The sequence below is a fragment of the Gracilibacillus oryzae genome, from assembly GCF_009498735.1.
Taxonomy (GTDB): Bacteria; Bacillota; Bacilli; order Bacillales; family Amphibacillaceae; genus Gracilibacillus; species Gracilibacillus oryzae.
This window is the reverse complement of the sequence record NZ_ML762446.1, coordinates 1-14,305: the sequence shown is the minus strand read 5'-3', so window position 1 is coordinate 14,305 and position 14,305 is coordinate 1. Positions and strand designations below refer to the sequence as shown.

The following is a 14,305-nucleotide window of genomic DNA, read 5'->3' as shown; positions in this document are numbered from 1 at the left end:
AGGAGGAAAGACATGATAACATCTGCATATATACACATTCCTTTTTGTGAAAAAATTTGCCATTATTGTGATTTTACTAAATTTTTCTATGAAGAAAAAATGGCGGATGATTATTTGCGAGCATTAGAAAATGAAATAAAAACACTGATAAAACTGCCGAAGCAAAAAATGAAAACAATCTTTGTTGGCGGGGGAACTCCTACAGCATTAAATAAACGGCAATTGTTACAGCTTGTCACAATGATTGATCATTATTTTGATGTTGGCAGTGCCGAAGAATATACCTTTGAAGCTAATCCGGGTGATTTATCGAAAGAAAAAATCAAGATCTTATTTGATCATGGTGTGAATAGAATATCGATGGGTGTACAAGATTTTAATGATGATATGTTAGAAAAGCTGGGCAGACTTCATCGTGTGAAAGACGTCTATCAGAATATCAATGATCTTACACAAATTGGTTTAACGAATATCAGCATTGATCTGATGTACGGCTTGCCTAATCAATCATTTGAAGATTTCAAGGGCAGTTTGGCAGAAGCGTTACAGTTTAATTTACCGCATTACTCAGCATACTCGCTTCAGATTGAGCCGAAAACAATCTTTTATCAACGTTACAAAAAAGGGAAGCTATCAAAGCCGCCAGAAGAAACGGAAGCAGATATGTACGAATACTTGCGTGATAAAATGCGTGAACATGGCGTTCCTCAATATGAAATAAGTAATTTTGCCAAGCCTGGATATGAGAGCAAGCATAATCTCACTTATTGGAATAACGATTTTTATTATGGATTTGGTGCTGGATCTCATGGTTATTTACCGGGAAAACGGGTAATTAATGTAAGACCACATCCAACTTATGTGGAAAAAGCATTACAAACCGGTGAACCTGTACTTCATATTGAAGAAATCGGCAAGAAAGAACGGATTGAGGAAGAACTCTTTCTCGGCTTAAGAAAAAGTGAAGGGGTGTCATTGAAAAACTTCGAACAAAAGTATCACCTTTCCGTTGAAACACTTTATCAAGAAGAGTTAAGAAGACTTCAGCAAAGAGGCTGGATTGATTTGACAGATGAATTTATTCGTCTGACAGAAGCAGGAAAACCATTTGGTAATGAAGTTTTCCAGTCATTTTTATTAGAAGAAGACCAGTTGAAGTTTCTTAATTGACATTTTTATAAGGATTTGATAATTTATTATTAGATTTAGCACTCGAGGTTTAGGAGTGCTAACAGAGGTGATCATCGATGCTTACAGATAGGCAAATTCAAGTTTTACAGGTTATTATTGATGAATTCATCCACACTGCTCAGCCAATTGGATCAAGGGCAATCGCGAAGAAGGAACAGATAAGTTTTAGCCCTGCGACAATTCGTAATGAAATGGCAGACTTAGAAGACCTCGGCTTTATCGAAAAAACTCATACATCTTCAGGCCGTGTTCCTTCTGAGAGAGGGTATCGTTTTTATGTCGATCATTTACTGTCTCCATTTCTTCTGTCGAATCAGGAAATGTCTGTAATTGCACAGACTTTTGAGAAAGAGATCATTGAATTTGAAAAAGTTGTTCAGAAATCAGCAAGGGTATTGTCTGATATGACAAATTATACTTCAATCATACTTGGTCCTGAAGTATTCAAGACAACTTTAAAACAGATCCAGATTATCAGTCTTTCTGATCAAGCCGCAGTGGCAATACTTGTAACAAACACAGGCCATGTTGAACACCGTTATTTCACTGTTCCTAGTACAATGCAAGCAAGTGATTTAGAGAAGCTGGTAAATATTTTAAATAAACGTTTAGCTGGGGTGCCAATTATACAGCTGCAGGAGAAGTTATATGGAGAAGTGGCACAATTGCTTCAGAAATACAGTAATGATTTTGAAACAACCTACACCTATTTAAAGGCAGCATTGTTGGAGAAAAAACCTGTAAAACTATATATGGATGGCAAAACTAATATATTATTGCAGCCAGAGTTTAATGATATTGAGAAAATTCAATCACTTTATTCTGTTATGGAAAAAGAAGATAAAATGGCAAATATCTTAAGGTCCACAAGTAAAGGAATCAAAGTCTCGATAGGCCAGGAGAATGAATTAGATGAGATGCAGGATTGCAGTCTTATTACAGCCTCCTATACCTTAGGTGGAGAACAAATGGGCACAGTTGCCCTCCTTGGACCGAAGCGAATGGAATATTCCAGAGTTATTTCGTTATTGAATGTTTTATCGACAAGATTGTCCAAAACATTCAACACATGGTATTAAACAAAAGAGGGGTATGGGGGGCTATACTCTTCTCTGTTTTGACCTAGTGGTTTTTGTTTGCTATTTTTCAGTGATTGTGTTTAGCTATAAAATGGTTTTTAATTAGGAGGTGACAGGAATGGAAGAAAAAGATATCAGAAATGAAGAAGTGGAAACAGAAGAAGTTGTGGAAGATGCAGAGCAAGACCTGGTTACAGATCAAGAAGTGATAAATGACAACAATGAAAGTGAAGTCGATCAAGGTATTGTCGAGAAACTTCAAGAAGAAAAAGACCAGCTTCAGGACCGCCTTCTAAGAGTTCAGGCAGAATATGACAACTTCAGAAAGCGGACAAAAAAAGAAAAAGAGGCTGATTTAAAATATAAATCACAATCGATTGTCACGGAATTACTTCCTGTAATGGATAACTTTGAACGTGCACTGCAAGTTGAAATAGAAGATCCACAAGCAAAGAGTGTTGTTGAAGGATTGGAAATGGTCTACCGCCAATTCAAAACAGTAATGGAAAATGAGGGTGTGGAGGAAATTGCCACAGACAATGAAATGTTTGATCCACACTTACATCAGGCTGTAATGCAAGTAGAAGAAGAAGGTTATGAATCAAATCAGATTGTCGAAACATTGCAGAAAGGCTATCAATTAAAAGATAAAGTTATTCGCCCGGCAATGGTGAAAGTAAATCAATAGTTACATATAGTATGTGAAGGAGGATGTTCAAATGGGAAAAATTATCGGTATTGACTTAGGTACAACAAATTCATGTGTTGCTGTAATGGAAGGTGGAGAAGCGAAAGTAATCCCGAATCCAGAAGGGAACCGCACAACTCCATCAGTTGTTTCATTTAAAAATGGAGAACGTCAAATTGGGGAAGTAGCCAAACGTCAGGCAATTACAAACCCAAACACGATCCAATCAATTAAACGTCATATGGGTACTGATTATAAAGTGGAAATTGAAGGTAAAGAGTATACACCACAAGAAATGTCAGCAATTATTCTTCAACATTTAAAATCTTATGCAGAGGATTATTTAGGTGACACGGTAGATAAAGCCGTTATTACTGTTCCGGCATACTTCAATGATGCAGAACGTCAGGCAACAAAAGATGCAGGAAAAATTGCAGGGCTGGAAGTTGAGCGTATTATCAATGAGCCAACAGCGGCAGCACTTGCATATGGTATTGATAAAGCAGATCAGGATCAGACAGTACTTGTTTATGACCTGGGTGGCGGTACGTTTGATGTGTCTATCCTTGATATCGGTGAAGGTACATTTGAAGTTGTTTCAACAGCTGGAGATAATCGTCTTGGTGGGGATGACTTTGACCAAGTATTAATTGACTATATGGTTGAAGAATTCAAAAAAGAAAATGGCATTGATTTAGGTAAAGACAAAATGGCATTACAGCGTTTGAAAGATGCTGCTGAAAAAGCGAAAAAAGATCTTTCTGGTGTAGCACAAACGCAAGTATCTCTTCCATTTATTACAGCAGGAGATGCTGGTCCATTACACTTGGAAATGAATATTACTCGTGCGAAATTCGATGAGTTATCATCAGACCTTGTTGAACGTACAATGGGACCAACTCGTCAGGCATTAAAAGATGCTGACCTTTCTGCAAGTGATATTGATAAAGTTATCTTAGTTGGTGGTTCTACACGTATCCCGGCTGTACAGGAAGCAATTAAGAAAGAAATCGGCCAGGATCCATCCAAAGGAGTAAACCCGGATGAAGTGGTAGCACTTGGAGCAGCTATTCAAGGCGGGGTGCTTCAAGGTGATGTGAAAGACGTTGTACTTCTTGATGTTACACCATTATCATTGGGTATTGAAACAATGGGCGGTGTAACTACAAAGCTAATTGAACGTAATACAACGATCCCTACAAGCCATTCGCAAGTATTCTCAACAGCTGCTGATAATCAAACAGCTGTAGATATCCATGTGCTTCAAGGGGAACGTGAAATGGCAGCAGATAACAAGACAATGGGACGCTTCCAATTAACGGATATCCCGCCAGCACCACGTGGTGTACCACAAATTGAAGTATCATTTGATATTGATGCAAATGGTATTGTTAATGTTCGTGCGAAAGATTTAGGTACAAACAAAGAGCAATCTATTACGATTAAATCATCTTCAGGTCTTTCTGATGAAGAAGTAGAAAAAATGGTGAAAGATGCGGAAGAAAATGCAGAAGCAGATAAACAACGCCGTGCAGAGATTGAATTGCGCAATGAAGCTGATCAATTAGTATTCCAAACAGATAAAACATTAAAAGATCTTGGTGACAAAGTTTCCGATGAGGAAAAACAAAAAGCGGAAGCAGCAAAAGAAGAGCTGAAAACAGCACTGGAAGGCACTGACCAGGAAGATATTAAAGCGAAGAAAGAAGCTTTAGAAGAGCAAGTTCAGGCCTTAACTGTGAAACTTTATGAACAAGCACAACAACAGGCACAAGCAGAGCAAGGTGAGCAAACGGGTAAAGCCGATGACGATGTAGTAGATGCAGATTATGAAGAAGTAGATGACGAAGATAAAAAGTAAACTGCTTCATGGGGTTTTAAAGAGTCAAAGTCGATTAACTGGCTTTGACTCTTTCCATGTACTATAGAAAAAAGGGAACGAAAGTCAAAGAAAAACGAAGGCTGTCGTTTATGGTTTGACGAGAAGCCAAAAAAATGATAACAAATGTAAATTATTAAATTGCTTAAGGAGTATGTGCAGTTGCTATTTTTTTCTTTTATGAATATTGTTTATATGATTGCTATGTGTTATAAATGAATGTTATCATTAGTTTTATGCAATAAATGACCGGGAGCGTGATTTGTCAGTGAGTAAACGAGATTATTATGAAGTACTGGGAGTGTCCAAAGATGCTTCAAAGGACGAGATTAAAAAAGCGTACCGTAAACTAGCCAGAAAATATCATCCCGATGTGAATAAAGAAGAAGGAACTGACCAGAAATTTAAAGAAGTAAAAGAAGCTTATGAAGTTTTAAATAATGAACAAAAAAGACAGCAATATGATCAGTTTGGTCATGCTGGTCCGCAAAGCCAAGGTTTTGGCGGGGCTGGTGCACAGGACTTCGGCGGTTTTGGTGATATCTTTGATATGTTCTTCGGCGGCGGGGGAAGACGCGACCCAAATGCACCACGGCAAGGAAATGATTTACAGTATACGATGACACTTGATTTTGAGGAAGCAATCTTTGGTAAGGAAACAGATATTCATATTCCAAAAGAAGAAGATTGTTCAACATGTAACGGCAGTGGAGCAAAACCAGGTACAAAACCGAAGACATGCAGCCACTGTAATGGATCAGGTCAATTGAATGTCGAACAGAATACACCATTTGGCCGTGTTGTGAACAGACGTGTATGTAACCATTGTCAAGGTACAGGGAAAATTATCCCTGAAAAATGTTCGACATGTGGCGGTACCGGAAAAGTTACGAAGAGAAAGAAAATTCATGTCAGCATACCGGCAGGAATTGATGATGGCCAGCAAATCCGTGTAACAGGTCAGGGAGAGCCAGGGATAAATGGTGGTCCAGCAGGCGACTTATATGTTGTGATTCAGGTAAGAACTCATGAATTCTATCAAAGAGATGGCGATCATATTTTCTGTGAAATGCCGATAACATTTGCCCAGGCAGCACTAGGTGATGAAATAGAGGTGCCAACATTACATGGGAAAGTGAAATTAAAGGTCCCTGCAGGCACACAAACAGGGAAAACTTTCCGCTTGAAAGGCAAAGGAGCACCTAATGTAAGAGGGTATGGTCAAGGCGATCAGCATATTAAAATAAGAGTGATAACACCGCAAAGCCTTTCAGAAAGACAAAAAGAATTATTGCGTGAATTTAATGAAATCAGTGGAAATCAGCCAACAGATGAACATGAAGATTCCTTTTTTCAGCGTGTAAAACGTGCTTTCAAAGGTGAATAAGCAAGGACGAAAATAATCAAAAAGTGAGTTGATCTGTTTGAAGTGGACAGAACTTTCCATTTATACAACAAATGAAGCGATTGAACCGATCTCGAATATAATTCACGAAGCAGGAGCAAGTGGTGTGGTGATTGAAGACCAGCAAGACCTCTATATGGAACGGGAAGCACCATTTGGCGAAATATATGATTTGAATCCAGAGGACTATCCGGAGGAAGGTGTGCGATTAAAAGCCTACCTTCCTGTTAATAGTTTTCTAGGAGAGACAGTGTCTGAAATTAAACAGGCAATCAATAATTTACTGCTTTATGACATTGATCTTGGTTTAAATAAAATTATCTTAAGTGAAGTAAATGAAGAAGACTGGGCAACAGCCTGGAAAAAATATTATAAACCTGTCAAAATCTCTAACAAAATTACGATTACACCTACATGGGAAGATTATAAGCCTGTCTCGACAGATGAACTCATCATTGAACTTGATCCTGGCATGGCTTTTGGAACAGGGACACATCCGACAACAGTTCTTAGTATTCAAGCATTGGAAAGAATGCTGAAGCAAGATGATCTTGTCATTGATGTTGGATGCGGATCAGGGGTTCTTAGTATAGCTTCCGTTCTGCTTGGTGCAAGGAAAGTTTACGCATATGACTTAGATGATGTGGCTGTTCAAAGTACCAGACTGAATACGAAAGTGAATAAAGTTGAAAGTCAAATCGTTGTGAAGCAAAATAATTTATTAAATCATGTCACTATCAATCCGGATATAATTGTTGCCAATATTTTAGCAGAAATCATATTACGGTTTGAACAAGATGCCTATGAACTATTAAAACCAGGCGGGCTTTTTATTACATCGGGAATCATTCAGGCTAAAAAACAACTGGTTCATGAGCGGCTGGAAGAGGCAGGATTTGAGATTGTGGAAGTGAATCAGATGGAAGACTGGATATCAATTATTGCAAAAAAGCCGGAAGAGAGTAGGTAAGCAGGTGCAGCGGTATTTTATTCAAAAAGGTAATTGGCAAGATGACCATGTTACGATAACCGGGGATGATTATCACCATATTGTCAATGTCATGCGGATGGAACCAGGTGCAGAAATTCTCTGCAATCATCCTGATGGCAATGTTGCTCATTGTAAAATTGCCAAAGTGGAAAATGAGACGGTATTTGCAGATATACTCCATTGGCTTGACAGTGAAACAGAGTCACCAATCTCTATTACGATTGCCCAAGGGTTACCTAAAGGGGATAAATGGGAATTTATTTTGCAAAAAGCAACAGAATTAGGTGCCAGCCGGATCGTAACATTTCAAGCAGAACGTTCAGTTGTCAAATGGGATGATAAGAAAGTCTCTAAGAAAATTGCCAGGTGGGGAAAAATTGTCAAAGAAGCAAGTGAACAATCCCACAGAAACCAAATACCCACAGTAGATGGAGTACTTTCATTACAGGCACTGCTTGAAGAAAGCCAGAGTTATCAATGGAAATTTTTCGCATACGAAGAAGAAGCTAGAGAGCAGCAGAGCAGCAAATTACATGATTACTTTTCCAAGATTAACAAAGGTGATACTGTATTTGTCTGTATTGGACCAGAAGGCGGATTTTCTGTAAATGAAGTGGAACAATTAAAAGCAGCTTCTTTCCAGGCAGTCCGGTTAGGTCCAAGAATTTTGCGGACAGAGACGGCACCGCTTTACGTCTTATCTAGTTTATCTTACTACTTTGAAGAAATGAGGTGATCAAATGCCTACAGTTGCATTTCATACACTAGGATGTAAAGTAAATCACTATGAGACAGAAGGTATTTGGCAGAAGTTTAAAAATGAGGGTTACGAGCGGGTAGAATTCGATCACCATGCAGATGTATATGTTATTAATACATGTACAGTTACCAATACTGGTGATAAAAAAAGCAGACAAGTTATCCGTCGTGCCATCCGCAGTAATCCTGAAGGTGTTGTTTGTGTTACAGGATGTTATGCTCAGACATCACCAGGGGAAATTATGGAGATTCCAGGTGTCGATATTGTAGTGGGAACACAAGACCGCGGCAAAATGATTCAGTATATTGAAGAACACCAGGAGCATCGTCAGCCGATTAATGGTGTTTCTAATATCATGAAAAACCGTGTGTTTGAGGAAATGGATGTCCCTGCTTTTACAGACCGTACCCGTGCTTCTCTAAAAATTCAGGAAGGCTGTAATAATTTCTGTACTTTCTGTATTATTCCATGGTCAAGAGGGCTATTGCGTTCCAGAGACCCGGAAAATGTATTAAAACAAGCACAGCAATTAGTAGATGCAGGATATAAAGAGGTTGTCTTAACAGGCATTCATACAGCTGGATATGGTGAAGATATGAAAGATTATAACTTTGCCCAATTGTTAAGAGACTTAGAATCAAAAGTAGATGGGTTAAAACGGATCCGGATTTCATCGATTGAAGCGAGCCAAATTACAGATGAAGTAATTGAGGTGCTTGATCAGTCGGAAAAAGTTGTTCCACACCTTCATATTCCGCTTCAAGCTGGTTCTGATACGGTATTAGAAAGAATGCGACGCAAATATTCAACAGATTTTTACCGCCAGCGCGTGGAAAAAATCCAGCAAGCATTGCCTAAGTTAGCAATCACTTCGGATGTAATTGTCGGATTTCCTGGTGAAACAGACGAAGAATTCCAGGAAACAGTTGATTTTATTAAAGAAATCGGCTATTCCGAATTACACGTTTTCCCCTTCTCGAGAAGAACTGGTACACCTGCAGCGAGAATGGATAACCAGGTAGATGAAGATATCAAGAATGAGCGTGTTCAGCAGTTAATTAACCTGTCAAATGAACAAGCATTGGCATATGCGAAACAATTTGAGGATAAGGTAATTGAAGTAATCCCGGAGGAAACAGCTGACGAGGAAAATCCACATCTATTAGTCGGTTATTCTGATAATTATCTCAAAGTAAAATTTGAAGGTACACAAGATATGATCGGTGAAATCGTACGTGTGAAGCTTACCAAAGCAGGGTATCCTTATAATGAAGGAAAGTTTGTCCGTGTCATGGATGATGCTGCATTGCAAATTTAATGAAAGAGCCACAGTTTAGACTGTGGCCTTTCGTCTATTACTCATCTTATAAAGGAGTGAAGCGAAAATGAATACAACGGAAATAGCAAAAGCGATTGATCACACATTATTAAAGCCAGATGCCACAGAAGAGCAGATTAATCAACTGCTGGAGGAAGCAAAAGAATATCATTTTGCCTCTGTTTGTATTAATCCGCAATGGGTGAAATATGCTTACAGTGTGTTAAAGGATACAGAGGTTAAAGTTTGTACCGTTATCGGTTTTCCGCTTGGTGCTACATCTACTGAAACGAAAGTATTTGAAACAAAGCAAGCAATTGAAGATGGAGCAACAGAGGTGGATATGGTTATTTCAGTTGGTTCTTTGAAATCTGGTGATGACATTTATGTGGAAAATGACATAAAAAATGTTGTAGATGCTGCTGGAGACAAGGCCATTGTCAAGGTAATTATTGAGACAGCTTTATTAACGAATGAAGAAAAGGTTCTTGCATGTAAACTGGCGAAGAAAGCTGGTGCAGACTTTGTTAAAACATCGACAGGCTTTGCCGCTGGCGGTGCCACAATTGAAGATGTGAAGCTGATGTATGATACAGTCGGACAAGACTTGCAAGTAAAAGCATCTGGCGGTGTAAAAGACTTAGACACTATGCAAAAAATGTTAGAGGCAGGTGCCGCAAGAATTGGGGCAAGTTCTGGTGTTGCTATTATAAATGGACTAGAAAGTGCCACAGATTATTAAAGTATGCATAAAACTGTTGACCTAGAATAATTCGTATATTATAATTGCAAAGAGACATATGTATGGATACATATGTTAGATTAATTTGTTGTATGCTTCGGAGGGAGGGAAATTAGCATGTCTAACACAACTCGCGTTCGTAAAAACGAGTCACTTGAAGATGCTCTTCGTCGCTTTAAGCGTAGTGTATCAAAGTCTGGTACATTATCTGAATATCGTAAGCGTGAATTTTATGAAAAACCTAGTGTTCGCCGTAAGAAGAAATCTGAGGCAGCTAGAAAGCGTAAATTTTAAAGAGGGTGTAATGTAATGGCAATCATTGAACTTTTGAACCAGGATATGAAACAGGCGATGAAGGACAAAGATAAAGTAAAACTTAGTGTAATTAGAATGGTCAAAGCATCGATACAAAATGACGCCATTAAATTAAAGAAAGATGAATTGTCAGAAGAAGAAGAACTAACCGTTTTAGCAAGAGAGCTGAAACAAAGAAAAGATTCCCTCCACGAATTTAAAGAAGCTGGACGCGAAGATCTTGTAAGCAAGTTAGAAGAAGAAATTAATATCATACAAGCTTATATGCCTGAACAATTATCTGATGAAGAATTAGAACAAATTGTTGTTCAGACGATCGAAGAAGTTCAAGCAGAATCGAAAAAAGATATGGGAAAAGTGATGAGTGCTCTTATGCCAAAAGTTAAAGGAAAAGCAGAAGGTGCACGAGTGAACCAATTAGTTCAAAAACATTTGCAATAAATGAAAGAATAAATTGATTCACTTCCTGTCACAATATATTATAGAAACCCTTAGCAAATGCTGAGGGTTTTTATTATATGCGGAACAACTACTTTTATTCTCCGGCAGTTTCCTTTCTTACATTGATTATGATAAACTGAAAAAAATGAAACCTTTTCTCCACTAATTCGTAAATCAATAGTACATAAAATTTTTAAAAGAAAGGAGGGGAATGAGTGCAGTCAGCTGTTAGGAAATCATTTGTCCTGTCAGGTCTTCTCCTTATGACAATTCTTCTTTTTTTCTCTGTTAATACAACACTTCATGCAAATGAAGGGGAAGGAAAGCTAGTTTATGTCATTCCAATTGAAAATACAGTAGAACGTGGACTAGAAGCGTTTATACGACGAACTACTAATGAAGCAATAGAAGCAAATGCAGACCATATTATTTTTGAAATTAATACACCAGGCGGTCGGGTGGATGCGGCAGAAAATATTGCGTTAATCTTACAAGACCTGGATATTGAGACCTCGTCCTTTATTACAGTGAAAGCCTTATCTGCTGGATCATATATTGCATTAAACACGGATAATATTTATATGATGCCGCAAGCAAGTATGGGAGCCAGTGGTGTCATTACTTCAGACGGAAATGCAGCTGATAAAAAAGCACAATCAGCATGGATTACTTCAATGAAAAGTGCAGCAAGCTCCAAAGGGAGAGATCCGTTATATGCTGAAGCAATGGCTAATCCGGATATTGACTTGCCTGAATACGGCGCACCAGCAGGCGATTTCCTTACATTAGGTCCCCAATCTGCAGTGGAGGTAGGCTATGCAGAAGCGATTGTTGATCATCGCACAGAACTCCTTAATCAACTGTCATTAACAGGTGCTGAAATTGTTGAATTGGAGCCAACGGTTGCGGAGGGAATTGCACGCTTCCTGACACATCCGGTCGTAGTGCCCATATTACTATCCCTTGCCAGTATCGGATTAGTTGTGGAGTTATATTCACCTGGTTTTGGTATACCTGGTTCGATTGGGATTGTTTCCCTGATATTATATTTTTATGGACATATTGTTGCAGGATTAGCGGGCTATGAGGCAATCGTTCTGTTAGTTTTAGGTTTTGTATTAATTGTAGTGGAATTATTTACACCTGGCGGGATTATCGGATTTATCGGTTTAGGATCCTTAGTAGCTGCTTTGTATATGTCAACAAGTGATGTTGGCAATATGACAATGAGTCTTGCAATTGCGCTGATATCTGCGATCATAGTGTCTGTTATTTTGTTCAAAACAATTGGATTGGAGAAAGGCTTTTTTAGACATGTCATCTTAAGTGATGCGACGTCTACAGAAAAAGGCTATGTCTCTACAGCTAATCGAATGGAATTACTTAACCAGAAAGGGGTCACTGTTACTCCTTTGAGACCATCAGGAACGGCTGAATTTGGTGCAGAGCGATTAGATGTTGTATCAATGGGCGCATTTATTAATGTGAATCAGCCTGTACAGATTATTAAGGTAGAAGGTGCACGTATCGTTGTTAAAGAATTAAAAAATAATGAGGAGGCAAAATAATGCCAACAGAATTTCAAGAATTATTTCCATTTATTTTAATAGGGTTAATTGTTATTGCAGTTGCCGTTATCTTTACTTTTATCCCGGTGATGCTGTGGATTAGCGCATTAGCAGCTGGTGTTAAGGTAAGCATTTTTACATTAATTGGGATGCGACTTAGAAGGGTTGTACCATCTCGTGTTATTAATCCACTAATTAAAGCACATAAAGCAGGAATTGATGTGACAACAAATCAATTAGAGAGTCACTTTTTAGCAGGCGGTAATGTCGACAGAGTGGTAAATGCGCTAATTGCTGCCCAAAGAGCGAATATTGAACTCAGCTTTGAGCGTTGTGCTGCTATCGATTTAGCAGGACGTGACGTGTTAGAAGCTGTTCAAATGAGTGTTAATCCAAAAGTAATTGAGACACCATTTATAGCAGGTATTTCCATGGATGGTATCGAGGTAAAAGCAAAAGCCAGAATTACAGTTCGAGCAAATATCGACAGATTAGTCGGTGGTGCTGGTGAAGATACAATTATTGCCCGTGTTGGGGAAGGTGTTGTTAGTACAATTGGTAGTGCGAAAGCCCATACCGAAGTATTGGAAAATCCGGACTCAATCTCCCATAATGTTTTAGATCGCGGCTTAGATGCTGGTACGGCTTTTGAAATTCTATCGATTGATATTGCGGATGTAGATATCGGCAAAAACATTGGGGCGATCCTGCAAACAGATCAGGCAGAAGCAGATAAAAATATCGCCCAGGCGAAAGCGGAAGAACGTCGTGCAATGGCGGTTGCTCAAGAACAGGAAATGGTTGCCAAAGTTCAGGAAATGCGCGCGAAAGTGGTCGAAGCAGAAGCAGAAGTTCCACAAGCACTTGCAGAGGCTTTACGTTCAGGGAAAATGGGTGTTATGGATTATATGAACTACAAAAATATTGATGCAGATACGGATATGCGCGATGCTATTGGTAAATTAAGCGAAACAGAAGACGATGAAGAGAAATAGACGATAAATGTAAATAAATCCTGTCGGCAAATAAATTTTGCCAGAAAGGAAGAAAGTGATGGAAGATTTATTAGGTTTACTTGTTCCCATAATTGGTGTCATTCTTTGGGTAGTAGGAATGTTTAATTCTAAAAATGATGAACAGCAACCAAAGTCCAAACCTGTTCAAAAGGTTCCCCAAGCGAATACAAGGAAAACTCAGCCGGTAAAAAGCAGTGAGAAACAGACGGCATATGCAAGTGAACTTGATTCAACAAGCTTTCAGGATCAAAAAAAGCAGCAAATGGACCGTTTGAAAGAAAGTATTCAAAGTTCGGAATCATTGAGTAAAAAGCAAAAAGAACTGTTAGAAAATTCACCAATTAAGCAAGTGAAACGACCGGCAGCTAAAAAGCAGCCAACGTTATCTGTCAAAAACAATCTCACAAGAAAAGGTGTGGCTCAAGGCATTATCATGGCAGAAGTCCTGGGAAAACCAAGAGCCTACAAAAAAAGAAGCTACTAACCAAAAGACCGCAGATTCCAATCTGTGGTCTTTTTCTGTGGAGACGGAACACATGAAGTAGCCCGGTCACATAGACTAACACACATACAGTACACTAAATAAACAGAGTGGAGGTCTAAGCTCGGCATTATAGAAAACACTACGAGAACGAACCCTGTTTGAGTAGATATTGCCCTTGAATTTATGAAAATAATGTAACATTACGGGAACTATAGTGCGAGAAATTGACTCATTGTAAGTGTGCAATCTTGCCGTTCCGTAAATAAACTTCGCTTTCCATGGGCGTCTGTCAAGCCTCCTCGTTCGCAAAGACCGCTCACTGCGGGGTCTCGCCTAGGACTCTGATCCCATAGGAGTTATAATGAACGAAACTAGCCCCTGATTCGTAATGTCGTAGGTTAATTCGGGTATAGTTAAAAAAGAACCCA

The 14,305-nt window shown here is 38.8% G+C and carries 14 protein-coding genes; all 14 read left to right on the top strand.

The window, feature by feature from the left end; translation table 11 throughout:
• Nucleotides 1-12 precede the first annotated feature (12 nt).
• The 14 genes from hemW to F9U64_RS18695 all read left to right on the top strand — a co-directional run bounded on the left by hemW (nt 13) and on the right by F9U64_RS18695 (nt 13,877).
• Nucleotides 13-1,170, top strand: a complete 1,158-nt coding sequence (gene hemW, locus F9U64_RS18760; protein ID WP_153406432.1) for a radical SAM family heme chaperone HemW — start codon at nt 13-15, stop codon at nt 1,168-1,170.
• A gap of 77 nt (nt 1,171-1,247) precedes the next feature.
• A complete protein-coding gene (gene hrcA, locus F9U64_RS18755; protein WP_153406431.1) occupies nt 1,248-2,270 on the top strand; it encodes a heat-inducible transcriptional repressor HrcA in 1,023 nt (340 codons plus the stop codon).
• Nucleotides 2,271-2,388: 118 nt separating this feature from the next.
• Nucleotides 2,389-2,958: a nucleotide exchange factor GrpE gene (gene grpE, locus F9U64_RS18750; RefSeq protein WP_153406430.1), complete on the top strand. Its 570-nt coding sequence runs from the start codon at nt 2,389-2,391 to the stop codon at nt 2,956-2,958.
• Nucleotides 2,959-2,989: 31 nt separating this feature from the next.
• Nucleotides 2,990-4,819, top strand: coding sequence for a molecular chaperone DnaK (gene dnaK, locus F9U64_RS18745; RefSeq protein ID WP_153406429.1), 1,830 nt, complete (start codon nt 2,990-2,992; stop codon nt 4,817-4,819).
• A 286-nt stretch (nt 4,820-5,105) separates the two neighbouring features.
• Nucleotides 5,106-6,224 carry a molecular chaperone DnaJ gene (gene dnaJ, locus F9U64_RS18740; RefSeq protein ID WP_153406428.1) on the top strand — a complete coding sequence of 373 codons (1,119 nt, stop codon included), beginning with the start codon at nt 5,106-5,108 and terminating at the stop codon, nt 6,222-6,224.
• A 37-nt stretch (nt 6,225-6,261) separates the two neighbouring features.
• Complete coding sequence (gene prmA, locus F9U64_RS18735; protein WP_153406427.1) at nt 6,262-7,212, top strand: 50S ribosomal protein L11 methyltransferase; 951 nt, start codon at nt 6,262-6,264, stop codon at nt 7,210-7,212.
• A 4-nt stretch (nt 7,213-7,216) separates the two neighbouring features.
• Nucleotides 7,217-7,969, top strand: a complete 753-nt coding sequence (locus F9U64_RS18730; RefSeq protein WP_153406426.1) for a 16S rRNA (uracil(1498)-N(3))-methyltransferase — start codon at nt 7,217-7,219, stop codon at nt 7,967-7,969.
• Between the two features lie 4 nt (nt 7,970-7,973).
• Nucleotides 7,974-9,311 (top strand): tRNA (N(6)-L-threonylcarbamoyladenosine(37)-C(2))-methylthiotransferase MtaB, encoded by a 1,338-nt coding sequence (gene mtaB / locus F9U64_RS18725; protein ID WP_153406425.1) that lies wholly within the window; start codon nt 7,974-7,976, stop codon nt 9,309-9,311.
• Between the two features lie 67 nt (nt 9,312-9,378).
• On the top strand, nt 9,379-10,053 hold the full coding sequence (deoC, locus tag F9U64_RS18720; protein ID WP_153406424.1) for a deoxyribose-phosphate aldolase: 675 nt from the start codon (nt 9,379-9,381) through the stop codon (nt 10,051-10,053).
• Between the two features lie 117 nt (nt 10,054-10,170).
• Nucleotides 10,171-10,347 carry a 30S ribosomal protein S21 gene (gene rpsU, locus F9U64_RS18715; RefSeq protein WP_018931586.1) on the top strand — a complete coding sequence of 59 codons (177 nt, stop codon included), beginning with the start codon at nt 10,171-10,173 and terminating at the stop codon, nt 10,345-10,347.
• Between the two features lie 15 nt (nt 10,348-10,362).
• A complete protein-coding gene (locus tag F9U64_RS18710; protein ID WP_153406423.1) occupies nt 10,363-10,809 on the top strand; it encodes a GatB/YqeY domain-containing protein in 447 nt (148 codons plus the stop codon).
• A gap of 263 nt (nt 10,810-11,072) precedes the next feature.
• A complete protein-coding gene (locus F9U64_RS18705; RefSeq protein WP_153406491.1) occupies nt 11,073-12,377 on the top strand; it encodes an NfeD family protein in 1,305 nt (434 codons plus the stop codon).
• Nucleotides 12,377-13,372, top strand: a complete 996-nt coding sequence (gene floA, locus F9U64_RS18700) for a flotillin-like protein FloA (RefSeq protein WP_153406422.1) — start codon at nt 12,377-12,379, stop codon at nt 13,370-13,372. The genes F9U64_RS18705 and floA overlap by 1 nt, the downstream gene beginning before the upstream one ends.
• 58 nt (nt 13,373-13,430) lie before the next feature.
• Nucleotides 13,431-13,877 carry a hypothetical protein gene (locus F9U64_RS18695; RefSeq protein WP_153406421.1) on the top strand — a complete coding sequence of 149 codons (447 nt, stop codon included), beginning with the start codon at nt 13,431-13,433 and terminating at the stop codon, nt 13,875-13,877.
• The last annotated feature ends 428 nt before the right edge of the window (nt 13,878-14,305 follow it).

Excerpts from the sequence above, each read along its gene's own strand:
- hemW (WP_153406432.1), top strand. The coding sequence starts at position 13 with ATGATAACATCTGCATATATACACATTCCTTTTTGTGAAAAAATTTGC.
- hrcA (WP_153406431.1), top strand. The coding sequence starts at position 1,248 with ATGCTTACAGATAGGCAAATTCAAGTTTTACAGGTTATTATTGATGAA.
- grpE (WP_153406430.1), top strand. The coding sequence starts at position 2,389 with ATGGAAGAAAAAGATATCAGAAATGAAGAAGTGGAAACAGAAGAAGTT.
- dnaK (WP_153406429.1), top strand. The coding sequence starts at position 2,990 with ATGGGAAAAATTATCGGTATTGACTTAGGTACAACAAATTCATGTGTT.
- mtaB (WP_153406425.1), top strand. The coding sequence starts at position 7,974 with ATGCCTACAGTTGCATTTCATACACTAGGATGTAAAGTAAATCACTAT.
- deoC (WP_153406424.1), top strand. The coding sequence starts at position 9,379 with ATGAATACAACGGAAATAGCAAAAGCGATTGATCACACATTATTAAAG.
- rpsU (WP_018931586.1), top strand. The coding sequence starts at position 10,171 with ATGTCTAACACAACTCGCGTTCGTAAAAACGAGTCACTTGAAGATGCT.
- F9U64_RS18710 (WP_153406423.1), top strand. The coding sequence starts at position 10,363 with ATGGCAATCATTGAACTTTTGAACCAGGATATGAAACAGGCGATGAAG.
- F9U64_RS18705 (WP_153406491.1), top strand. The coding sequence starts at position 11,073 with ATGACAATTCTTCTTTTTTTCTCTGTTAATACAACACTTCATGCAAAT.
- floA (WP_153406422.1), top strand. The coding sequence starts at position 12,377 with ATGCCAACAGAATTTCAAGAATTATTTCCATTTATTTTAATAGGGTTA.
- F9U64_RS18695 (WP_153406421.1), top strand. The coding sequence starts at position 13,431 with ATGGAAGATTTATTAGGTTTACTTGTTCCCATAATTGGTGTCATTCTT.